The sequence below is a fragment of the Pseudomonas sp. NPDC079086 genome, from assembly GCF_044542155.1.
Classification (GTDB): domain Bacteria; phylum Pseudomonadota; class Gammaproteobacteria; order Pseudomonadales; family Pseudomonadaceae; genus Aquipseudomonas.
Genome location: NZ_JBITTY010000001.1, coordinates 1,918,955 through 1,941,551, shown reverse-complemented (window position 1 = coordinate 1,941,551; position 22,597 = coordinate 1,918,955). Strand labels below are relative to the sequence as shown.

Genomic DNA, 22,597 nt, shown 5'->3' with positions numbered 1-22,597 from the left:
CTTACTGCGCAGCCACTAAATAGCGCGCGGTCACCCGCAAGGCCTCTGTCATATCTGGCCAGGTCAACCCATGGCGCTGGGCCAACGCCTCAGTCGCAGCAGTATCAAACCGGGCGGTCTGGATAAAATCCAGTGACTCGGCATCGGTGCGCAACAACCGTGGCAAACCCGGAATTTTCAGCAGCACACGTAACACAGGTATCGGCACATGATGCTCTGGCGCACACACGCCCAGTGCCTGGGCCAGTGGCTGCAGCATGCCGAGCAAATTTGGCGTGCGTGCATCCAACGCCAGAATCTCCTGCCCGACCTGCTGCTCATCAAAGGCCGCAGCCACTATCAACTCAGCAAGAAAATCGACACTGACCAGCGGTAGCCAATGTGCTGCCGAACCTGGTATCGCCCCGAGCCGACCGCTGGCCAAGTTACCGATCAGCCCAGCCAACGGCTGTGCCGGCAGAATATGCCCACTGCGGCTATGGCCGCACACGGTAGCCGGATGCACCACCGTCAGTGCTGCCTGCAGCTCAGCCATACGCGCGTGCACACGAAAATGCGCCTCCAGCTTACTGCCCTCATAAGCACCAGTACGTTGATAGACCTTGTCCCAATCGGTGCGCTCGGGCCGCTGCAGATCAATACCAATACGCCGCAGATGCCCGTGATTGGCGAGCATAAAACCGCCTACCATCAGCAGCCGGCTGCCTTGCTGCGCCGCCAGTTCAGCCACCGCCAACGCGCCCTCAACATTGACCTGACGCGCCTGCTCGGCAGCCAGCCCCCAGGCAAATTGCGCACCCAGGTGAAACACCACAGCCGCCTGGCGCACCTGCTCACGCGCAGCTGCATCCAGCCCCAGATCGGCCCGCGCGAGGTCTCCAGCCACAGCTGTCAGCAACTCGCCCCGACCGCCCAATTGCTCAACCTGCGCACGCAAGGCCGGCAAGGCTTGCGGCTGGCGCATCAGCAGCGTCGCCGAGTGGCCCTGACGGGTTAGTAATGCCAGCAGATGCTGGCCGATAAAGCCGCTGCCACCGGTTACCAAACAGTGTTTTTGCATGATCAATCCACCCGACTCGTTAATGACCCGAACAGGCTAAACTGTCGAGCACACTCTATGGTCAAGCGGGATTTCCATGCGTATTGGTGAACTGGAAAAACGCAGCGGCGCCAGCCGCCACACTCTTCGCTATTACGAAAGCCTGGGGCTGATAAGCGCCCTGCGGCGCGACAACAATTACCGCGAATACAGCCCGCAGACCTTGGCCGACCTGGGCTTTATCCAACAGGCGCAGGGCATGGGTTTCTCCCTTGGCGAGATCGGCGAAATCCTCAAAGCGCGACGCGAGCAACAACTGGACTGCGCCCAGGGCGCGGCACTGGTCAGCCGTAAACTGATTGAAGTAGAGCAAAAGATTGCCGACCTGCAGCAGCTGCGCGACTTTCTGCGCAGCGAGAAGCTGCGCCTGGAGGCCAGCGCAGCCGAGCAAGCGTCCATACACATGGCCATGGCGACACGCTGAATCAGCCCGATTATTAAACCAAGTGCACGGCGATCACTCGGACAACATCTACACTGCAAGAAAACGATCGCAGGAGCATCTGACCATGCGTTCACTGACACACTGGATGTGTACCCTCACCCTGCCGCTGCTGCTCGCCTGCAGCCCACATAGCCTGGCGGCCACCGTGGTCATGGCCTTCGGTGAAAAAATCCCGCCCTTCTGCTTTCCGGAAAGCGACAGCGGTATTGAGCTGGAGGTGATAGGCGAAGCTCTGGCGTTTCGCGGCCACAAACTCGAACCCCGCTACTTTCCCCTGGCCCGCGTGCCACTGGCGTTTCGCAAAGGTGAAGTGGATGCCGCCATGACCGACCTCGGACAAGACCTTGCCGCAGTCGGCGGCCACTACGGCAACCCGGCGGTGATCTACTACAACGTGTTTGTCAGCCTGCAAGGCCGGCACTTCGACATCCAGAAGCCCGAAGACATCAAGGGCCTTAGCGTGGTGGCATTCCAAGGCGCTGCCCAGCGCTATCCCGAATGGCTGGCCGAGAGTCAGAGGGATGGTTTGTACTTCGAACAGAACAACCAAGAACTGCAGGTGCTGGGCCTGAACAAGGGCCGCTACGATCTGGTGCTGAGTGATCGCAGCATCTATCGCTACTTCGAACTGCTACTCGAACGCACCACGCTGTTCAAGGCCAAAACCATCGCCATGCACCAGTTCGTAGAGGAAGACCCGCAGAATTACCGCCCGGTATTTCGCGACCCGCAGATCCGCGATGACTTCAATGCTGGCCTCGCCCAGCTCAAGGCCAGCGGCCGTTACCAGGCGATTTACGACCACTACCTAAAACAGTAAAAGCCGCCCATCAGTCGGCCAGATCAAAAGCATCCGCATCCCGATAAGCCGGGAAACGCTCGCGGTAGGCAGCCAACTCAGCAGCCTTGAGGGTTACCTGAAATACGCCATCCGCCGCGCCAGGTTCCAGTAGCGGCTCGCCCTGAAAATCCAGCACCTGGCTATCGCCACTGTAGGCGTGGCCCTTGCCGTCCTCACCGATGCGGTTGACTGCAGCCACGTAACAGAGGTTTTCAATCGCTCGTGCTGGCAGCAGGCGGCTCCAGTGATTACGCCGTGCGGCCGGCCAGTTGGCGGTGTAGAGCAGCAGATCGGTAGTCTGTGGATCTCGGCTCCATACGGGGAAGCGCAGGTCGTAGCAGATCAGCGGGCGCACCTGCCAGCCGTTGACCTCCAACAGCACCTGCTGATCGCCGGCGCTGTAGTGCTTGTGTTCGCCAGCCATGCGAAACAGGTGGCGCTTGTCGTAGTACGCCAGAGAGCCATCCGGCCGCGCCCAAAGCAGACGGTTGCGGTACGAGCCATCATCTGCCTGGATAATCAGGCTGCCCGTGATGACGGCCTGCAGCCCCTCGGCCTGCTCGCGTAACCACTGGCTGGTCAGGCCATCCTCGGGTTCGGCCAGGCCGGCGGAGTCCATGGAAAAGCCGGTGCTGAACATCTCCGGCAGCACGATCAGATCGGCACCACGCGCCTGCTCCAGCAAGACTGCAAAATGCGCACGATTAGCGGCCGGATCTTGCCAGGCCAGGATGGTCTGGATCAGCGCCAGCTGAAGGTCGGGCAATTGGCTTAGATCGCGCATAGCTTTTCCGCCGCCTGACGCAACGTCTCCTCACGCTTGGCAAAGCAGAAGCGCACCAGACGTAAATCCTCGGGTGGCTTTTGATAGAACACCGATACCGGAATCGCCGCCACGCCATGTTCTCGGGTCAGCCATTCGGCCATGGCGACATCATCCAGATCACTGCGAATAGCCGAGTAATCGACCAGCTGGAAATAGGTGCCGGCGGCGCGGGTGAAGGTAAAGCGCGAGCCGGCCAGCAGATTGCAAAACAGATCGCGCTTGGCCTGATAGAACGCAGGCAACTCCTCGACGTGCTCGGGATGCTCGGCCATATAGTCGGCCAGGGCCCATTGCAGCGGTGTCACTCCACAGAAGCTGACGTATTGGTGAACCTTGCGCAGCTCGGCGCTCAAGGCTGGGGGCGCCACGACATAACCGGTTTTCCAGCCGGTGACGTGGTAGGTCTTGCCGAACGAGCTGACCACAAAGGCGCGCTGATACAACTCATCATGGGCGAGGATGCTGGCGTGCTGAATGCCATCGAACACCAGATGCTCGTAAACCTCATCGCTGATCAGGTAGATATCGCGCTCGCGGATCAACGCTGCCAAATGGTCCAGCTCGGCACGGGAAATCAGCGCACCGCTGGGGTTGTGCGGGCTGTTAAGGATAATCAGACGGGTCTTGTCGCTTAGCGCATCGCCCAGACGCTGCCAGTCAATGGCGAAATCCGGCAAGGCCAGCGGCACATGCACGCAGCGCCCGCCTGCAAGCTCGACCGAGGGCTCGTAGCTGTCGTAGCTGGGGTCGAAGACGATGACTTCGTCACCCGGCTGGATCAGCGCCTGGATAGCGCAGAAGATGCCTTGGGTAGCGCCAGGAACTATGGTGATTTCAGTATCGGAGCTGACGATACGGCCATAACTGCGGGCAATCTTCGCCGCCACCTGCTCGCGCAGCGCTGGTAAGCCGGTCATCGGCGCGTACTGATTATGCCCGGCGGCAATATGCCGGCCGACCGCATCACGCAAGGCTTGCGGGCCGTCAAAGTCAGGAAACCCTTGAGACAGATTGAGCGCGCCGGTTTCCACGGCGAGCTGCGACATGCGGGTAAAGATGGTGGTGCCAACGTTCGGCAGCTTGCTGATAATCATCGAGGCAGCATCCGGCTTGAGCGCGATAGATGGCGCAGGATAGCCGATACCCCAGAAAGGCAAAAGGCACCCGCAGGTGCCTTTTATAGAGCGTTTAAATCCACGCTTAGCGCTTGTCTTTGCGCTTCTTCTCGGCCTTTTTGTGGTGGCTCATCAAGCGGCGCTTCTTGTTCACTTGGCGATCCGTGAGGGTGTTTTTGTTGCCCTCATAGGGGTTATCGCCGCCCTTGAACTCGATACGGATCGGCGTACCGACCAGTTTGAGCACACGGCGATAGGTGTTTTCCAAGTAACGGATATAGGACTTGGGCACCGCCTCGACCTGGTTGCCGTGAATCACGATCAGCGGCGGGTTGGCACCACCCAAGTGGGCATAGCGCAGCTTGATGCGGCGATTGTTGACCATGGGCGGCGCATGATCGCTGACGGCGTCTTCAAGAATCGTGGTCAGACGGTTGGTCGGCCAGCGGGTAATCGCTGACTTGAACGAAGCCTGCACCGACTTGTACAGGTTGCCCACGCCGGTGCCGTGCAGCGCCGAGATGAAGTGGATATCGGCAAAGTCGACGAAGAACAGCCGGCGTTGCAGCTCGACCTTCACGTAATCGCGCTCGCTCGGCTCCATGCCGTCCCATTTGTTCAGAGCGATTACCAGGGCGCGACCGCTTTCCAATACGAAGCCGAGCAGGTTTAGGTCGTGATCAACCACACCTTCGCGAGCGTCCATGACGAACACCACGACGTTGGAGTCCTGGATCGCCTGCAGGGTTTTCACCACCGAGAACTTTTCCACCGCCTCGAAGATCTTGCCGCGGCGACGCACGCCGGCGGTGTCGATCAGGGTGTACTTCTCGTCATCCCGTTCGAACGGAATGTAGATGCTGTCGCGAGTGGTGCCGGCTTGATCATAAACGATGACCCGCTCTTCACCGAGCATGCGGTTGACCAGAGTCGACTTGCCGACGTTGGGCCGGCCGATGATCGCCAGCTTGATGCCGTCCTTTTCGCTCGGGCCGGGGATGCGCTTAGCTTCCTGACCTTCGAGCACAACTTCCTCTTCCTCGCCCTCTTCCAGCTCGCTGGCATCCTTGGGGAAGGAGCCGAGCACAGCTTCGAGCATCTGGGTAATGCCGCGACCGTGAGCACCGGCAATCGCCAGGGACTCGCCCATGCCCATGCTGGAAAACTCGGCGCGGGCCAGGTCGGCGTCAATGTTGTCGACTTTGTTGATGACCAGGAAGCTGCGCTTGTTACGGCGACGTAGGTGCTCGCCGATCATCTGATCGGAAGCAGACAGGCCGGCGCGCGCATCCACCAGAAACAGTACGGCATCGGCCTCTTCGATGGCCTGCAGCGACTGCTCGGCCATCTTCGCGTCAATGCCTTCCTCGTCACCGGAAATACCACCGGTGTCGATGACGATATAGGTTCGCCCCTGCCACTTGGCCTCGCCGTACTGGCGATCACGGGTCAGACCAGACAGGTCGCCGACAATCGCGTCACGGGACTTGGTCAAGCGGTTAAACAGGGTGGACTTGCCAACGTTCGGGCGGCCCACCAGGGCAATTACGGGAACCATTAGGCTCTCCACTTCGTTATTTCAGAAAATACAAAAGCCGCTGCAGGGGCAGCGGCCAGAATTCATTGCGCTGGCCAGTGCTACACAGCCCTAAGTGCTGTGCAGCATAGCCAAAGCGTCAGCGAGCAATCACTTGATGGTCAGGGCCACCAGATTGCCGCCGTTGCCGTAGGCATACAACCAATCACCCACGACCAGCGGACGGGCACGCAGGCCGTCGCTGTCGATACGCGTACGACCGACGAAGCGACCATCCACCTGGCTGACCAGGTGCAGGTAGCCTTCCAGGTCACCAAAAGCGATATAGCTGGAGAACACTTCCGGAGCCGACAACTGGCGACGAGCCAGAGCATCGTTGCTCCATAAAGCCGAAGCCGAGCGCTCGTCGATACCTTCAACTGTACCGCTGGCCAAGCTTACGTAAACACTGCCGTAGCCCTGAGCAACACCGACCGAACTGGATGCTTCACGCTGCCAGAGGATACGGCCGCTTTCCAAATCCATCGCAGCAACGCGACCTTGGTAGCTGACAGCGTAAAGGGTGCCCGCCGAAAGCAGCAGACCACCGTCGATGTCGACTACACGATCCAGCTCGGAGCGACCCTGTGGAACGGCCACACGCTGTTCCCAAACCGGAATACCGCGCTGTGCATCCAGCGCAATCACCTTACCGGTGGACAGGCCGGCAACCGCCAGGCGATTGGTCAGTACCGGGCTGCCAGTGCCGCGAAGAGTCAGTACTGCTGGGGTATTTTCAAAGATCCAACGCTGCTCGCCGGTGTTCATGTCGAGAGCGATCAGGCGGTCATCCTGGGTCTGCACCAGCACCACGTCACCGTTCATCGCTGGCGGGGCCAGTACTTCACTGGTCACACGGGCGCGCCACTTCTCTTCACCGTTAGCGGTATCGAGCGCGATGATCTCGCCTTTCAGCGTACCGACCACCACCAAACCATAACCAGCGGCGACTGCGCCAGAAACCGGCAGTTCCAGATCAGCTTTCCAGATGACCTTACCAGTCATGCGATCCATGGCCACGACCAGGCCTTCGACGTCGGCAGCATAGATCTGCTCACCATCAATCGCAGGCACCAGCATGTTGAAGGATTCGCCCTGGCCGTCGCCAATCGAACGGCTCCATTCCTTCTGCAGGCGCACCTCTTCGTCGAACTTGGGCAGATCAGCCGGTGGCAGTTCCTTCTTGCTATTGCTGCTGCAACCTACAGCCAGAACGGCCAGGGCCAGCAGTGCGGCATTCTTCCAGCGCATCACGTCACGCATCCCCTTTTGCCAGATCATCCAGCTTCATTTGCAGACCACCGACAGCGGCATCTTCAGAGAGCGCAGCCTTGGCTTTTTCGTAGGCGGCGTGTGCATCGTCGGCACGGCCGAGTTGCAACAGCAGGTCACCCTTTAGTTCTTCACGGCTGGCGGCAAAGGCCGGCGCAACCTTGGCATCCAGCAGTTTCAGGGCATCTTCTGCCTTGTCCTGCGCAGCGAGCACGCGCGCCAAGCGCTGGCGGGCAAGCTCAGCCAGGCTATCATCAGCCGGCTTGTCGACAATTGCCTGCAGTTCGCTAGCAGCGTCATCCAGTTTGCCCGCCTCAACCGCAACCTTGGCCACAAACAGGCCACCGTACTGGGCGTAATGGGTGCCGGAAAAATCCTTTTTTAGCGTGTTGGCCAGTTCTGCGACCTTGCTCGCATCAGGCTTGCCGCTCGGATCAAGCGCTGCTTCGAGCAATTGCTGATACACCAGCGAAGCGCCCTGGGACTGATTTGCCTGGTATTTCTGCCAGCCCTGCCAGCCGAATACCACCACCAACGCCAGCGCTACACCGGTCAGCAATGGCATGCCATTGCGCTGCCACCAGTCCTTGATTACCGCTAGTTCTTCATCATCAGTACGCGAAACCACCCCAACACTCCTATTCGCTAAATCACTCAACAGGCGCTCAGGCCTGATCGGCGCTGGTCGCCAGATGATCGGCCAATGCCGACCAAGCAATACTTTGTTGCTCACCCTGACCGCGCAGCGGCTTGCAACCTACCACTTGCTGGGCCAATTCGTCTTCACCCAAGATCAAGGCGTACAACGCGCCACTCTTGTCGGCCTTCTTGAACTGACTTTTGAAGCTACCCGCCCCGGCATTCACCTGCAGACGCAGGTTTGGCAGCTGATCACGCAGACGCTCGCTCAAAGCCAGCGCCGCCAATTCAGCGGCCTCGCCGAAGGCGCACAGATAAATATCGACCGTACGGGCGATTTCAACCGGTACTTTACCTAGAGTTTCGAGCAACAGCACCAAACGTTCGATACCCATGGCAAAACCCACGCCTGGCGTCGGCTTGCCGCCCATCTGTTCGACCAGGCCATCATAGCGGCCACCCGCGCAAACCGTGCCCTGGGAGCCAAGCTGATCGGTTACCCACTCGAACACCGTCTTGCTGTAGTAATCCAGGCCACGCACCAACTTCGGATTAATCACATACGGCACACCGGCCGCATCCAGACGGGCCTTGAGCCCCTCGAAATGCACGCGCGACTCTTCGTCCAGGTAATCCGCCAGCTTCGGTGCATTGACCAGCAAAGCCTGGGTTTCAGGCACTTTGCTGTCGAGCACTCGCAGCGGATTACTGCCCATGCGGCGGCGGCTGTCTTCATCCAGCTGATCGGCATGGGCAGTCAGAAACTCAACCAGTGCGTCGCGATACACCGCACGTGCGGCACTGGTGCCTAGGCTGTTGAGTTCAAGCTTCACTGCATCACGGATACCCAGCAGGCCCCACAGGCGCCAGGTCAGCACGATCAGCTCGGCATCGATATCCGGGCCGTCGATATTGAAGACTTCCACTCCAATCTGGTGGAACTGGCGATAACGACCTTTCTGCGGACGCTCGTGACGGAACATCGGGCCGATGTACCAGAGTTTCTGGGTCTGTCCACCACCCGCCAGCCCATGTTCAAGCACGGCACGCACGCAGGCGGCGGTGCCTTCCGGGCGCAGGGTCAGGGAGTCGCCATTACGGTCATCGAAGGTGTACATCTCTTTTTCAACGATATCGGTAACTTCACCAATCGAGCGTTTGAACAGCTCGGTGAACTCGACGATAGGCATACGCATCTGCCGATAGCCGTAACCATCCAGCAGACTGGCGACCGTGCCTTCAAAATAACGCCAAAGTGGGGTCTGCTCGGGCAGGATATCGTTCATGCCACGAATGGCTTGCAGGGACTTGCTCAATTCAATTCCTTAACTGTGTTAGCTGCGCAGAATCAGAGCGGCGTCAGCTGCGACCTTGTCGGCCGCTTTCTGGCGGATCAGCTTTTCCAGCTCATCGACCAGGTTGTCATTGCCCAGCTTGAGTGCCGGCTTGCCATCGATATAGATCAGATTGGGCGAGCCGCCGGTCAGGCCAATATGGGCTTCCTTGGCTTCGCCAGGGCCGTTGACCACACAACCGATCACCGCCACATCCAGCGGCACCAGCAGATCTTCGACACGCTGCTCCAACTCGTTCATGGTTTTCACCACATCAAAGTTCTGCCGCGAGCAGCTTGGGCAGGCGATAAAGTTGATACCACGGGAACGCAGGCGCAGCGATTTGAGGATGTCGTAGCCAACCTTGATCTCTTCAACAGGATCAGCGGCCAAGGAAATACGAATGGTGTCGCCGATGCCTTCAGCCAACAGCATGCCCAGACCCACGGCCGACTTGACCGTACCGGAGCGCAAACCGCCTGCTTCGGTGATGCCCAGGTGCAAAGGTTGTTCGATCTGCTTGGCCAGCAGGCGATAGGCTTCGACGGCCATAAACACGTCGGAGGCTTTTACACTGACCTTGAAGTCCGGGAAATTCAGACGATCCAGGTGTTCGACATGGCGCAGCGCTGACTCTACCAACGCAGCAGGCGTGGGTTCGCCGTATTTCTTTTGCAGGTCTTTTTCCAGCGAGCCGGCATTTACCCCGATACGAATCGGAATGCCTTTATCGCGCGCAGCTTCAACCACCGCGCGCACTCGGTCTTCGCGGCCGATGTTGCCCGGATTGATACGCAGGCAGTCAACGCCAAGCTCAGCCACGCGCAAGGCGATCTGATAATCGAAGTGGATATCAGCCACCAGCGGCACACGCACCTGCTGCTTGATCTTGCCGAAGGCTTCGGCAGCATCCATGTCCGGCACAGAGACCCGCACAATATCGGCACCGGCTTCTTCCAGACGACGAATCTGCGCCACAGTGGCGGCTACATCATTGGTATCGCTATTGGTCATGCTCTGTACGGCGATAGGCGCATCGCCACCCACCGGTACAGAACCAACCCAGATTTTGCGTGAAATACGGCGCTTGATCGGTGACTCGCAATGCATGTTACTGCCCACCCAATTTCAGACGCGCGGTCTCACCGGAGATAAAGGGCGCCACATCGACGGGATTGCCATTGAGACTGACCTGCACACCACGGGCATAACCCAGACGCAGCTCCAGCGGAGCCTTACCGGCCAACTGCAGGCTATCGCCTTTACGCTTGAGGGCGCTGAAGAGGACCTTGCCATTGGCATCGGTCAGTTGCGTCCAGCAATCGGCAATAAAGGTCAGACTGACCACTGCCTCGCCTGCGGCGGCGTGCACGGGCGCTGTTGCAACTGGCGTTGCCGGCACGGACTCGGCTACATCAGGCGTAGTATTCGCCGAAGCTACGGTCGCGACCGCCATACTTGCCGTTTCGGCGAGTGTTTGCGGCTGTTCAGGTTGCGGTGCAGCAGCGGCAGCCTCGCTGCCGATAGCGCTTGGTAATGCAGCAGCATCGGATAGGAGTGGCAACGCAACTTCTGTATCCAACTGGGCAGCTTCTACCGCCTGGTCTTCCGGCTCATCCAACGGATGAATTTGCGTGGTGCCGTCGGCGCCATCTACTTCAACATGCTCAAGGCTGGTTGAAGCGAGGTCGCCGGCCCGACGCTCCGCCTGCTCCTGCCACCAGAAAAAACTAAACCCGGCCAGCGCCAGCAACAAGACAAAACTGACCATCCGCAAAATGCGCTGCGAGTAGCTTACCGGTTCCTCGATACGCCCCAAACTGTGCACACTGCTGCCGGCGGCGTCGCTGCCAGTGAACTGATCAAACTCCAGTACCAAGCGGTTCTGATCAACTTCCAGCAATTTAGCGTAAGCCCGCACATAGCCACGGGCAAAGGTATGACCCGGCAACTTATCGAATGCACCTTGTTCGACCTGACCCAAGCGTTGCGGGGTCAGATTCAACTGCGCAGCAACCTCGGCAATGGTCCAACCACGGCTCTCACGAGCCTTGCGCAAAGTCTCACCCGGATTAACGCGGGGCACTGCTAGCACTTCTGGATGCACCGCTTTCATCATTGCTCCGACAGGTATTGCTGATATTCCGGCGTACCCGGGTAAAGTCGCTTCAACTGCAAACCAAGGCTCGCGGCCGCATTACGGTCATCAAAAACTCTCGCTAACCGCGTTCCCAGCAACAGACTACGGGCGTCATGCTGGCTTAACGCAATGTAGCCCTCGTAATATCCACGTGCTGGCACATATTGCTTATCCTCATATGACATTTGCGCCATTTCCATAAGAGCGCGAGGTTGCCGACTGTTCAGCCTAAGAGATCGCTCAAAATAAGCAGCTGCTTGCTCACGCTGTTTCAACCGCAGCGAGGTCAGCCCTAGATTCATAAATACCCGTGAGCGCTCGGTGTAGAGCGTGTCTTGAGATGCCTGTAAATAAAACTCGTACGCTTCCTTATAGCGCTCCTGCTCAAATAAAAAGCTACCATAATTATTCAGCAACCTAGCATCACCGCTCCGCTGAGCAATGGCCATACGGTAATGTTCATCCGCTAATTTAGGCTCCATTTCTATCTGAAAGACCAACGCGAGCGCAGCATGTGCATCTGCACTTGAAGGATCTATTTCAAGCGCTTTTCTTAGCGGAACTTTGGCATTCTCAGTTGAACCTTGCTGCAAGTACCCCATTCCTAGCTGCGTATATGCATCACGAGCTTCATCGCGGCCTTTAGCAGTTTTCATCGGATCAACATTACCGGTTGTAACGCAACCGGCTAACAGACTGGCGGCCAACAGCAATAACGCGGGACGCAAGGTCATGGGTATCCTCCCCTCAGGTTCGATTGGCGGCGGAACTTGGCGTTTCGGCCTCGCTACTCAATTCACGCACAGCAATATAGCGCTCACTACGGCGGGTACGGTCCATAACCTGGCCGACCAACTGGCCACAGGCTGCATCAATATCCTCGCCTCGCGTGGTGCGTACGGTGACATTGTGCCCGGCTTTGTGCAGCAGGTCTTGGAAACGGCGAATAGCGTTGTTGCTCGGTCGCTCGTACCCCGAGTGGGGGAAGGGATTAAACGGAATCAGATTGATCTTGCAAGGCACATCTTTAAGAAGTGCGATCATTTCCTCAGCGTGTTCAACCTTATCGTTTACATCCTTAAGCAGGGTGTATTCGATTGTAAGTACGCGCTTCTCGCCAAGACGCGAGACATAACGCTTACAGGCCGCCAGCAGCATTTCCAGCGGGTACTTCTTATTGATCGGTACCAGCTGGCTGCGCAGCTCATCATTAGGTGCATGCAGTGACAACGCCAGCGACACGTCGATGACCTCAGCCAGCTTATCGATCATCGGCACCACGCCTGAGGTGGACAACGTCACCTTGCGCTTGGAGATGCCATAGCCGAGGTCGTCCATCATGATTTTCATGGCGGCGACGACATTGTCGAAATTCAGCAGCGGTTCACCCATGCCCATCATCACCACGTTGGTGACGGCGCGATCAATTTTCGCTGGCTGAGTGCCAAACGACTTATTGGCAATCCAGACCTGACCGATGATCTCAGCGGCGCTGAGGTCGCTGTTAAAGCCTTGCTTACCGGTCGAGCAGAAACTGCAATCCAGCGCACAGCCGGCCTGCGACGACACACACAAGGTGCCGCGCGCGCCCTGGGGGATATACACAGTTTCTACGCAGCTGCCTGACGCCACTCGCACAACCCACTTGCGCGTGCCATCAGTAGAAATATCTTCGCTGACCACTTCCGGGCCGCGGATCTCAGCACAGGCCTTGAGCTTTTCGCGCAAGACCTTGCTGACATTACTCATGGCATCGAAATCATCGACACCAAAGTGGTGAATCCACTTCATCATCTGACCGGCGCGGAAACGTTTCTCCCCGATTTGTTCGAAGAATTGCTCCATCTCTGCCTGGGTCAGACCCAACAGATTGGTTTTACCGGTCGATGCGATCATGGCTTCACCCTCACTCAAATTCGCTTAGCGAATGCGAGCGCAAACTTCGGTGGAAGCGAAGAAGTAAGCGATTTCGCGAGCAGCAGAAGCTTCGGAGTCGGAACCGTGCACGGCGTTTTCGTCGATGGAAACGGCGAAATCAGCACGAATGGTGCCAGCAGCGGCTTCTTTAGGGTTGGTTGCGCCCATCAGATCACGGTTAGCCAGAACAGCATTTTCGCCTTCCAGAACCTGAACGATAACCGGACCGGAGGTCATGAAAGCAACCAGGTCCTTGAAGAAGCCGCGCTCGCTGTGCTCAGCGTAGAAGCCAGCAGCTTCACGCTCGGACAGTTGAACCATCTTCGAAGCAACGACGCGCAGGCCGGCTTTTTCGAAACGGCTAGTGATTTCGCCGATAACGTTTTTAGCAACAGCGTCAGGTTTGATGATGGAGAAAGTGCGTTGAACAGCCATGTGAAACTCCAGAAACAGTGATTAAAGCGAAAAATTAAACCCGCGAATTATACGCGGGTTCCGGTTAAATGCGTAGGCCAGGCCAAAGGGCCAATTAATCGGCCTCTTCGATCCAGGCTGCCTGAACGGCCTCAAGTACCTTCTCACCGCCGCGCTGCGGATCATCACTGAACTCTGGCAACGCCAGAATCCACTTGTGCAGATCAACAAAGTTTACGTAGCGAGGATCTATCTCAGGCCTGGACTCAGCCAGCTGAATCGCGATTTCCAGGACATCAGCCCACTTCAGACTCATAACAACTCCTTGAATCAGTGCGGCGCTTCGGCGGCGTGGTTGAGCGAGTACTTGGGAATTTCGACGGTCAGATCTTCATCACCCACAATTGCCTGGCAGGACAAACGCGACTGCGCCTCAAGCCCCCAAGCCTTATCGAGCATGTCCTCTTCCAGCTCATCAGCCTCAGCCAGAGAGTCGATGCCTTCACGAATAATGCAGTGGCAGGTGGTGCATGCGCAGACACCGCCGCAAGCACTTTCGATTTCGATGTGATGCTCATGCGCTACTTCAAGCACCGAAGTGCCCGGCGCAACCTCGACCACCAGACCATCCGGGCATAACACAGCGTGGGGCAGAAAAATGATCTGCGGCATGCTTATTCCTCAATCTCATCAAGACTACGGCCGGCCAGTGCAGCCTTGACCGTGGCATCCAGACGACGCGCCGCAAAGGCGTCAGTCACCTGGGTCAAACGTTTGGTTTGCTGCTCAATCGCCAGGCCATCACTGCCTGCCATCAAGTCACGCAATTGCTCTATCTGCGCATCGATAGCCAGGCGCTCATCGGCCTCTAGCAAGCGCTCGCCATCGACCAGCAACGCGGCCTCGACCGCCTCAAGCAGACGCTGGGCATCAACCTGTTGCTCACGCAGCACGCGGGCAACTTTGTCATCGCCGGCATTCTTGAAGGAGTCCTGCAACATGCGGGCGATTTCGCCATCGGTTAGCCCGTAGGACGGCTTGACCTGAATACTCGCCTCAACACCTGAGGCCAGCTCGCGCGCCGCGACACTAAGTAGGCCATCGGCGTCGACCTGGAAGGTCACGCGAATCTTCGCCGCACCGGCAACCATTGGAGGAATACCACGCAATTCAAAACGCGCCAGCGACCGGCAATCGCTGATCAGCTCGCGCTCGCCCTGCAGCACATGCACCATCATGGCCGTCTGGCCATCTTTATAGGTGGTGAAGTCCTGAGCGCGGGCCACGGGAATCGTCGTGTTGCGCGGAATTACCTTTTCCATCAGCCCGCCCATGGTTTCCAGGCCAAGCGACAAGGGAATCACATCCAGCAGCAGCAATTCTTCGCCATCGCCACGCTTGTTGCCCGCCAGGGCATCGGCCTGAATCGCCGCACCAATGGCCACCACCTGATCTGGATCGATATCAGTCAAAGGCTCACGAGCGAACAGCTCTGCCACAGCCTGACGCACGCGCGGTACGCGGGTGGAGCCACCAACCATGACAACTGCCTCAACCTCATCCAGCTCAATGCCCGCATCACGCACAGCACGGCGGCAGGCCTTGAGGCTACGTGTCAGCATCGGCTCGATCAGCGCGTCGAACTGCTCACGAGTCAACTGCCCGGACCAGCCGGCATAACTGAGTAGCGCACTAGCACTGTCAGTCAGCGCTTCTTTGGCGGCGCAGGCAGCCTCCAGCAACAGGCGCTGCTGTGTTGGATCGAGATCAGAGGAAATTCCCGCCTGCTGCACAATCCAGCCGGCAATCGCGTGATCGAAGTCATCACCACCCAGCGCGCTGTCGCCGCCAGTGGCCAGCACCTCAAACACACCGCCAGTCAGGCGCAGCACGGAAATATCGAAGGTGCCTCCACCTAGATCATAAATAGCGACCACGCCCTCGGCGTGCTGATCCAGGCCATAGGCCACGGCAGCGGCAGTCGGCTCGTTAAGCAGGCGCAGCACATTCAAACCAGCCAGGCGCGCAGCGTCCTTGGTGGCCTGACGCTGGGAATCATCAAAATAGGCTGGCACGGTGATCACCGCACCGACCAGCTCACCACCGAGGGCCGCCTCAGCGCGCTGACGAAGTACTTTGAGGATATCCGCCGAGACTTCGACGGGGCTTTTCGGCCCCTGCACAGTCTCAATAAACGGCATATGCGACTCGCCACCGACAAAACGGTATGGCAGCTGCTCGCCAAGCTGCTTGACGTCGGCCAGGCCACGCCCCATGAGACGCTTAACCGACAGCACGGTATTCAGCGGATCAGTCGAAGCGGCCGCCTTGGCGACGTCGCCCACCTCGACCCGATCAGCGTGATAGCGCACGGCGGACGACAGGATCACCTGCCCCGCCGCATCGGCCAGCGGCTCGGAAAGGCCGCTACGCACAGCGGCGACCAGCGAATTGGTGGTACCCAGATCAATCCCCACGGCCAGTCGGCGCTGGTGTGGCTGGGGGCTTTGTCCGGGCTCAGCGATCTGCAGTAGGGCCATGATTAATCAGTGCTTAGATATCAGGTGCGCCACACAGGCGCACCAGCGTTAATCGTCGAGGCGCTCTTCCAGCTGGCGGACCTCGTGAGAGAGTTTGTCGAGAAACTGCATACGACGCATCAGGCGCTCGGCCTCTTCACGTCGCAAGGCATCATCCCAACAAGCGGCAAAACTTTCGTTGAGCTCATCCTGAGCGACCTTCAACCGCTGCTTGAACTGCGCAACACCCGCCAGGTCTGCACTGTCATGCAGATCCTCCAGTTCTTCGCGCAGCTGCATTTGCTGCAGCAGGAAATCCGGATCCTGCACCGTCACTTCAAGTGGCAGTTCGGGGCCGCTTAAGGCCAGCAAATAGCGGGCACGCTGCGGCGCACTCTTGAGCGTGCTGTAAGCTTCGTTAAGGCTGGCGGATTGCTCGAGAGCCAGACGCTGATCACGCTCGGAAGCATCGGCAAACCGGTCCGGATGAACATTGCGCGCCAGCTCGCGATAACGCACGGCTAGCTGATCAAGATCCAGGCGAAAACCCGGCTGCAGGTCAAATAAAGCAAAGTGACAAGGACTGCCCACACGCGCCTCAGATATTGAAGCTTTCGCCGCAGCCACATTCGCCGCGCACGTTCGGGTTGTTGAACTTGAAGCCTTCGTTCAACCCCTCTTTAACGAAGTCGAGCTCGGTGCCATCGAGATAGACCAAGCTCTTGGGATCAATAATCACCTTGACGCCATGGTTCTCGAACACCTGATCTTCGCTGGCGGCCTCATCGACAAACTCCAGCACATAGGCCAAGCCGGAACAGCCCGTGGTGCGCACACCCAGGCGAATACCTTCGCCCTTGCCGCGCCCGTCAAGAGAGCGACGCACGTGCTGAGCGGCAGCTTCGGTCATGCTGATAGCCATCGACAAACCTCCTTAGAGCAAACCTTTCTTCTGCTTGTAATCGCGTACAGCGGCCTTGATGGCATCTTCGGCGAGTACCGAGCAGTGAATTTTCACCGGCGGCAAAGCCAATTCCTCGGCCAGCTGGGTGTTTTTGATGGTTTCTGCTTCGTCCAGGGTCTTGCCCTTCATCCACTCGGTAGCGAGGGAACTGGAGGCAATCGCCGAACCGCAGCCATAGGTCTTAAACTTGGCGTCTTCAATTACGCCCGCTTCGTTGACCTTGATCTGCAACCGCATCACATCACCGCAAGCAGGAGCACCGACCATACCGGTTCCTACATCTGGGTCTTCCGCGTCCATCTTGCCGACGTTGCGCGGGTTTTCGTAATGGTCAATGACCTTTTCACTGTAAGCCATGCTGGTATTCCTTCCTCATCAGAGAGTCGCTCTTGCTCGGCGACTACTTAGTGCGCCGCCCACTCGATCTTGGAGATGTCGACACCGTCTTTGTACATATCCCACAGCGGCGACAATTCGCGCAGCTTGGTAACGGCCTCGCAAACCTTCTGCGCGGCGTAATCGACTTCTTCATCAGTGCTGAAGCGGCCGAAGGTAAAGCGAATGGAACTGTGCGCCAGCTCGTCGTTGCGGCCCAGGGCGCGCAATACGTAGGACGGCTCCAGCGAGGCCGAGGTACAGGCCGAACCGGACGAAACCGCCAGATCCTTGAGCGCCATGATCAGCGACTCGCCCTCAACGTAGTTGAAGCTGAGATTGAGGTTGTGCGGCACACGAGCGGTCATGCTGCCATTGATGTACAGCTCTTCCAGGCCATCGACCTGCTTGAAGAAGCGATCACGCAGGGCCAGGATGCGCTGGTTTTCCTGGGCCATTTCTTCTTTGGCAATACGGAACGCTTCACCCATACCGACGCACTGGTGAGTCGCCAGGGTGCCGGAACGCATACCGCGCTCATGACCACCACCATGGGTCTGGGCTTCCAGGCGCACACGCGGCTTGCGACGCACAAACAGCGCACCAACGCCTTTCGGGCCATAAGTTTTGTGCGCGGAGAAGGACATCAGATCGACCTTGAGCGACTCCAGATCGATCGCCACTTTACCGGTGGACTGCGCTGCATCAACATGCAGGAACACGCCGCGCGAGCGGGTCAGCTCGCCGATTGCCGCGATGTCGTTGATGGTTCCGATTTCATTGTTCACGTGCATGACCGACACCAGAATGGTGTCCTCGCGCAGCGCCGCCTCAATCATGGCAGGGGTAATCAGACCATCGTCACCAGGCTCGATGTAGGTGACTTCAAAGCCTTCGCGCTCAAGCTGGCGCATGGTGTCGAGCACAGCTTTGTGCTCGATCTTAGAAGTTATCAGGTGCTTGCCTTTGCTCTTGTAGAAATCTGCGATGCCCTTGATCGCCAGGTTGTTGGACTCGGTAGCACCGGAGGTCCAGACAATCTCACGCGGGTCGGCATTGACCAACTCGGCCACCTGACGCCGAGCGTTTTCGACGGCTTCTTCAGCTTTCCAGCCGAACACGTGGGAGCGCGACGCCGGATTGCCGAAGTTGCCGTCGACCAGCAGGCATTCGCTCATTTTTTGCGCAACACGCGGATCAACCGGCGTGGTGGCGGAATAATCGAGGTAAATCGGCAACTTCATCAATTCTCTCCTAATCAGGTATCAGGCCAGCTAGCCAGCGCTGTGCGCTCAATCGACGGCGGACGTTTCGATCTTATCCAGGTACGGCGTCCTGCCATTGCAGCGGCGCTGATCCTGGCGCTGAGCAACTTCCTGCACTTCACGACGGGTCACCAAGTCAGCGAGACTGATGCCACTTAAAAATTCGTGTATCTGCTGACTGAGGTCACACCACAAATGGTGGGTAAGACAGGTATCACCCGCATGGCAATCACCCTGCCCCTGGCAGCGCGTGGCATCTACAGACTCATTGACGGCATCAATTACTTCAGCCACCTGAATGCCATGCATATCACGCGACAGCTGATAACCACCGCCTGGGCCGCGCACACTGGAGACCAGATTGCCACGACGCAACTTGGCAAATAGCTGCTCCAGATAGGAAAGGGAAATACCCTGCCGCTCGGAGATATCAGCCAAAGACACCGGCCCACGCTGAGCGTGCAGCGCCAGATCAAGCATGGCGGTGACGGCGTAACGGCCTTTGGTGGTTAGTCGCATAAGGGATTACCGCGTGATCGCAATATGCAGCGAGTATGCAATTCCCGAGCATTTAAGTCAACTATAAGACCTAGCGCTTTAGTCGGGATTAGCCAGAATGAAGGGCGCGCATAATAGCAAAGTGCGCCCCCTCGCACCATCAAGCCGCAGGCTTGTCTGCATCTTTGACCACACCAGCGAAGTCCTCGTCACGCAGTTGCGGCAGATCCTTGGCGCAGTAGTCACTGCCCAGCGACTTGAGCGCGCCGCACATGCCTTCCAACCGCCCATCCACCGCGTGCAGGTGATCGAGCAGCTGACCAATGGCTCGCGCCACCGGGTCTGGCATGTCCTGACTCACGCCGTAGGCATCAAAACCGAGTTTCTCGGCAATTGCCTGACGCTTGGCCTCCTGCTCATCGTCAGTTTTGACGATAATCCGCCCCGGAATACCGACCGCCGTAGCACCTGCAGGCACCTCCTTGGTCACCACAGCATTGGAGCCAATCTTGGCCCCCGCGCCAACAGTGAACGGCCCCAGCACTTTGGCTCCAGCACCGACCACCACACCATCCCCCAGCGTCGGATGGCGCTTACCCTTATTCCAGCTGGTGCCACCCAGGGTTACGCCCTGATAAAGAGTGACGTCATTGCCGATTTCGGCAGTTTCACCAATGACGATGCCCATGCCGTGATCGATAAAGAAGCGCCGACCGATCTTTGCACCCGGATGGATCTCGATGCCGGTCATCCAGCGCCCGAAGTTCGACACCACGCGCGCCAACCACTTCCAACCACTACCCCACAGCGCATGCGCCACGCGATGCAGCCAGACTGCATGCAACCCCGGATAGCAAGTGACCACCTCAAAGGCATTACGCGCCGCTGGATCGCGATGAAATACACTTTGGATATCCTCTTGCATGCGCTCAAACATCTGCCTTCTCCTGCCCAGGGTGCTCGCCACGCGCCGCCTTGATGGTTTCCGTCAAGATACCGCGCAAGATATTCATTTCCAGCTTGCTTACTGCACTGCGGCCGTACAAGCGGCGCAGGCGACTCATCAAATGTCGCGGCTTGGCCGGGTCAAGAAATCTGATCTCAACCAGCGCCTGCTCCAGATGACGATAAAACGACTCCAGCTCATCCGCCGCAACCGGCTCTTCATCCGGCTCAACGACCGCCGCCTGCTTGACCGGCTGCCCTTCAGTCGCCAGCCAGGCCATACGCACTTCGTAGGCCAGCACCTGCACTGCAGCCGCCAGGTTCAATGAGCTGAACGCCGGATCAGAGGGAATGTGCACATGATAGTGGCAACGCTGCAGCTCCTCATTAGTCAAACCAGCATATTCACGACCAAAGACCAAGGCGACCTGCGCGCCCTGCTGCGCCTGCTCACACGCCGCCACGCCACATTCGCGCGGCTCTAGCATCGGCCAAGGGATATGCCGGTCACGCGCACTGGTGCCCAGCACCAGACGACAGCCAACCAACGCCTCTTCAAGCGTGGCTACCACCTGCGCTGCATCGAGAACATCTGTAGCGCCCGAAGCCCTGGCCACCGCCTCCTCACTCGGGAAATCACGCGGTTCAACCAGCACCAGCTGCGACAACCCCATGTTTTTCATGGCCCGCGCCGCGCCACCGATATTGCCCGGATGACTGGTGCCGACCAACACAACGCGAATATTTTCCAGCAACGCAAACGCTCACAGACAAGGCTTAGAGGAGCAAATCTTACAGAAGCCACCCGCCTTACGCCACGCAAGGCGCAGGTTGCACTTCAACCGCTGGGCTTTTCTGCTAGAATGGCCGGCTTTCTTTAACGACCCAGGTGAACATCCATGCAGCCCATGCTGAATATCGCGCTGCGCGCAGCCCGTAGCGCCGGCGAAATGATCTTCCGCTCGACCGAACGCTTGGACGTCATCTCGGTCGACGAGAAAGAAGCCAAGGACTATGTGACTGAAATTGATCGCTCTGCCGAGCAGCTGATCATTCAGGCCCTGCGCAAAGCTTTCCCGAACCACGGCATCCTCGGCGAGGAAAGCGGCCTGAGCGAAGGCAGCGGCGACGGCGCCGATTACCTGTGGATCATCGATCCGCTGGACGGCACCACCAACTTCATCCGCGGCATTCCGCATTACGCCGTCAGCATTGCCTGCAAATACCGCGGCCGCCTTGAGCACGCCGTGATCATCGACCCGGTGCGCCAGGAAGAATTCACTGCCAGCCGCGGCCGTGGCGCTGCCCTCAACGGCCGCCGCCTGCGCGTCGGCAATCGCAAGAGCCTGGAAGGCGCACTGCTCGGCACCGGCTTCCCGTTCCGCGACAGCCAGATGGAAAACCTGGAAAACTACATCGGTATGTTCCGCAGCCTGGTCGGCCAAACCGCCGGCATCCGCCGCGCGGGCGCAGCCAGCTTGGATCTGGCCTACGTAGCCGCAGGCCGTTTCGATGCATTCTGGGAGTTCGGCCTGTCCGACTGGGACATGGCTGCCGGCGCACTGCTGATTCAGGAAGCAGGCGGCTTGGTCAGTGACTTCAGCGGCGGCCACGACTTCCTGGAAAAAGGCCAGATCGTTGCCGGCAACACCAAGTGCTTCAAGGCAGTCCTGACCGCTATCCAGCCACACCTGTCAGCCTCACTGAAGCGCTAACAGCACGGCAACAAAAAAGCGCCCTCGGGCGCTTTTTTTGTTGCCGCAATAATTAGTCAACTAGCACTAACTGACCATCACGAACCGGAATTTGCCGACCCGGATCTTTGGCCATACGCACCTGGCTTACCTTGCCATCCAGCTCATATTTAACGTCATAACCCACCAGCTTTTCGCTGGTGTCCATCACCGTACTGCATCGCGTCTCAGTCGTAGTAACGGTGTCGTTAGCCTGCATACTGCCCTGCACTTGGTTGCCGGCATAACCACCACCCACTGCACCTGCGACCGTAGCCAGCTTCTTACCGTTGCCGCCACCGACCTGGTTACCCAGCAAACCGCCAACCACAGCACCAATGGCCGTACCTGCAATCTTGTGCTGATCTTTTACCGGGGCCTGACGCGTGACAGCTACATCCTTACACACCTCACGCGGGGTTTTGATCGTCTGATTAACCGGCTTTACCGCCAGTACTTCAGCGTATTTCGGCGCACTGACAATATTGTAAGTGGCCACAGCCCCACCGGCCGTAACCCCTACCGCGCCCAACACAGCACCCACCAACAATGACTTATTCATATATGCCTCCCACAACCTGCCATCCGGCACTTAAGCGCCTCATTCAGAGTCTTTGAGCATAAAAAAACCGGGCAAGTTCAACACCAGCCCGGTTCATTCAAACATTTGCGATAAGCCG

General features: G+C 58.3%; 26 protein-coding genes. 3 read left to right on the top strand and 23 right to left on the bottom strand.

The genetic code is table 11. From position 1 onward, the window contains the following. Position 1: 1 nt before the first annotated feature. Entirely contained in the window at positions 2–1,060 is a 1,059-nt protein-coding gene (locus ACIGEK_RS09095) for an SDR family oxidoreductase (protein ID WP_397492963.1), read from the bottom strand. 76 nt (positions 1,061–1,136) lie between these two features. Here ACIGEK_RS09095 and ACIGEK_RS09090 point away from each other — a divergent pair, with 76 nt between their 5' ends. Together ACIGEK_RS09090 and ACIGEK_RS09085 are read left to right on the top strand one after the other, a co-directional pair. After that, positions 1,137–1,523, top strand: coding sequence for a MerR family transcriptional regulator (locus tag ACIGEK_RS09090; protein ID WP_397492962.1), 387 nt, complete (start codon positions 1,137–1,139; stop codon positions 1,521–1,523). 85 nt (positions 1,524–1,608) lie between these two features. Beyond that, complete coding sequence (locus ACIGEK_RS09085) at positions 1,609–2,364, top strand: substrate-binding periplasmic protein (RefSeq protein WP_397492961.1); 756 nt, start codon at positions 1,609–1,611, stop codon at positions 2,362–2,364. A gap of 10 nt (positions 2,365–2,374) precedes the next feature. Here ACIGEK_RS09085 and ACIGEK_RS09080 read toward each other — a convergent pair whose 3' ends face one another. The 21 genes from ACIGEK_RS09080 to trmJ form a co-directional block, all read right to left on the bottom strand. After that, complete coding sequence (locus ACIGEK_RS09080) at positions 2,375–3,169, bottom strand: amidohydrolase (protein WP_397492960.1); 795 nt, start codon at positions 3,167–3,169, stop codon at positions 2,375–2,377. Then, positions 3,157–4,305, bottom strand: coding sequence for a pyridoxal phosphate-dependent aminotransferase (locus tag ACIGEK_RS09075; protein WP_397492959.1), 1,149 nt, complete (start codon positions 4,303–4,305; stop codon positions 3,157–3,159). Before ACIGEK_RS09075 ends, ACIGEK_RS09080 begins: the two co-directional genes overlap by 13 nt. Before the next feature lie 106 nt (positions 4,306–4,411). Beyond that, entirely contained in the window at positions 4,412–5,884 is a 1,473-nt protein-coding gene (der, locus tag ACIGEK_RS09070; protein WP_397492958.1) for a ribosome biogenesis GTPase Der, read from the bottom strand. A gap of 129 nt (positions 5,885–6,013) precedes the next feature. Then, positions 6,014–7,165, bottom strand: coding sequence for an outer membrane protein assembly factor BamB (bamB, locus tag ACIGEK_RS09065; RefSeq protein WP_397493120.1), 1,152 nt, complete (start codon positions 7,163–7,165; stop codon positions 6,014–6,016). Then, on the bottom strand, positions 7,158–7,739 hold the full coding sequence (locus ACIGEK_RS09060; RefSeq protein WP_397493118.1) for a tetratricopeptide repeat protein: 582 nt from the start codon (positions 7,737–7,739) through the stop codon (positions 7,158–7,160). Before ACIGEK_RS09060 ends, bamB begins: the two co-directional genes overlap by 8 nt. 100 nt (positions 7,740–7,839) lie before the next feature. Then, entirely contained in the window at positions 7,840–9,129 is a 1,290-nt protein-coding gene (hisS, locus tag ACIGEK_RS09055; protein ID WP_397492957.1) for a histidine--tRNA ligase, read from the bottom strand. An 18-nt stretch (positions 9,130–9,147) separates the two neighbouring features. Then, complete coding sequence (ispG, locus tag ACIGEK_RS09050; RefSeq protein ID WP_397492956.1) at positions 9,148–10,257, bottom strand: flavodoxin-dependent (E)-4-hydroxy-3-methylbut-2-enyl-diphosphate synthase; 1,110 nt, start codon at positions 10,255–10,257, stop codon at positions 9,148–9,150. A gap of 1 nt (position 10,258) precedes the next feature. Next, the gene (locus tag ACIGEK_RS09045) at positions 10,259–11,263 is read right to left on the bottom strand and encodes a RodZ domain-containing protein (protein WP_397492955.1); all 1,005 of its coding nucleotides are present in this window, start codon (positions 11,261–11,263) and stop codon (positions 10,259–10,261) included. Then, a complete protein-coding gene (gene pilW, locus ACIGEK_RS09040; protein ID WP_397492954.1) occupies positions 11,263–12,021 on the bottom strand; it encodes a type IV pilus biogenesis/stability protein PilW in 759 nt (252 codons plus the stop codon). The genes ACIGEK_RS09045 and pilW overlap by 1 nt, the downstream gene beginning before the upstream one ends. Positions 12,022–12,034: 13 nt before the next feature. Next, on the bottom strand, positions 12,035–13,183 hold the full coding sequence (gene rlmN, locus ACIGEK_RS09035) for a 23S rRNA (adenine(2503)-C(2))-methyltransferase RlmN (RefSeq protein WP_397492952.1): 1,149 nt from the start codon (positions 13,181–13,183) through the stop codon (positions 12,035–12,037). 24 nt (positions 13,184–13,207) lie between these two features. After that, positions 13,208–13,639 (bottom strand): nucleoside-diphosphate kinase, encoded by a 432-nt coding sequence (gene ndk, locus ACIGEK_RS09030; protein ID WP_275961023.1) that lies wholly within the window; start codon positions 13,637–13,639, stop codon positions 13,208–13,210. Positions 13,640–13,733: 94 nt separating this feature from the next. After that, on the bottom strand, positions 13,734–13,934 hold the full coding sequence (gene iscX / locus ACIGEK_RS09025; RefSeq protein WP_397492951.1) for a Fe-S cluster assembly protein IscX: 201 nt from the start codon (positions 13,932–13,934) through the stop codon (positions 13,734–13,736). A gap of 14 nt (positions 13,935–13,948) precedes the next feature. Continuing rightward, the gene (gene fdx, locus ACIGEK_RS09020) at positions 13,949–14,290 is read right to left on the bottom strand and encodes an ISC system 2Fe-2S type ferredoxin (protein WP_397492950.1); all 342 of its coding nucleotides are present in this window, start codon (positions 14,288–14,290) and stop codon (positions 13,949–13,951) included. 2 nt (positions 14,291–14,292) lie between these two features. Next, on the bottom strand, positions 14,293–16,158 hold the full coding sequence (hscA, locus tag ACIGEK_RS09015) for a Fe-S protein assembly chaperone HscA (protein WP_397492949.1): 1,866 nt from the start codon (positions 16,156–16,158) through the stop codon (positions 14,293–14,295). A gap of 48 nt (positions 16,159–16,206) precedes the next feature. Next, positions 16,207–16,728 (bottom strand): co-chaperone HscB, encoded by a 522-nt coding sequence (gene hscB / locus ACIGEK_RS09010; protein ID WP_397492948.1) that lies wholly within the window; start codon positions 16,726–16,728, stop codon positions 16,207–16,209. Between the two features lie 7 nt (positions 16,729–16,735). Next, on the bottom strand, positions 16,736–17,059 hold the full coding sequence (gene iscA, locus ACIGEK_RS09005; RefSeq protein WP_397492947.1) for an iron-sulfur cluster assembly protein IscA: 324 nt from the start codon (positions 17,057–17,059) through the stop codon (positions 16,736–16,738). 12 nt (positions 17,060–17,071) lie between these two features. After that, a complete protein-coding gene (gene iscU, locus ACIGEK_RS09000; RefSeq protein ID WP_192325593.1) occupies positions 17,072–17,458 on the bottom strand; it encodes a Fe-S cluster assembly scaffold IscU in 387 nt (128 codons plus the stop codon). Positions 17,459–17,505: 47 nt separating this feature from the next. Continuing rightward, on the bottom strand, positions 17,506–18,720 hold the full coding sequence (locus tag ACIGEK_RS08995) for an IscS subfamily cysteine desulfurase (protein WP_397492946.1): 1,215 nt from the start codon (positions 18,718–18,720) through the stop codon (positions 17,506–17,508). A 48-nt stretch (positions 18,721–18,768) separates the two neighbouring features. Next, positions 18,769–19,260: a Fe-S cluster assembly transcriptional regulator IscR gene (gene iscR / locus ACIGEK_RS08990; RefSeq protein WP_397492945.1), complete on the bottom strand. Its 492-nt coding sequence runs from the start codon at positions 19,258–19,260 to the stop codon at positions 18,769–18,771. A gap of 139 nt (positions 19,261–19,399) precedes the next feature. Further along, positions 19,400–20,176, bottom strand: a complete 777-nt coding sequence (gene cysE, locus ACIGEK_RS08985; RefSeq protein ID WP_397492944.1) for a serine O-acetyltransferase — start codon at positions 20,174–20,176, stop codon at positions 19,400–19,402. After that, positions 20,169–20,939: a tRNA (cytosine(32)/uridine(32)-2'-O)-methyltransferase TrmJ gene (trmJ, locus tag ACIGEK_RS08980; protein WP_397492943.1), complete on the bottom strand. Its 771-nt coding sequence runs from the start codon at positions 20,937–20,939 to the stop codon at positions 20,169–20,171. Before trmJ ends, cysE begins: the two co-directional genes overlap by 8 nt. A gap of 144 nt (positions 20,940–21,083) precedes the next feature. Between trmJ and suhB the strand changes: the two genes are divergently transcribed. Then, a complete protein-coding gene (gene suhB, locus ACIGEK_RS08975; protein ID WP_397492942.1) occupies positions 21,084–21,899 on the top strand; it encodes an inositol-phosphate phosphatase in 816 nt (271 codons plus the stop codon). Positions 21,900–21,951: 52 nt separating this feature from the next. Here suhB and ACIGEK_RS08970 read toward each other — a convergent pair whose 3' ends face one another. Next, a complete protein-coding gene (locus tag ACIGEK_RS08970; protein WP_397492941.1) occupies positions 21,952–22,479 on the bottom strand; it encodes a glycine zipper 2TM domain-containing protein in 528 nt (175 codons plus the stop codon). Between the last annotated feature and the right edge of the window lie 118 nt (positions 22,480–22,597).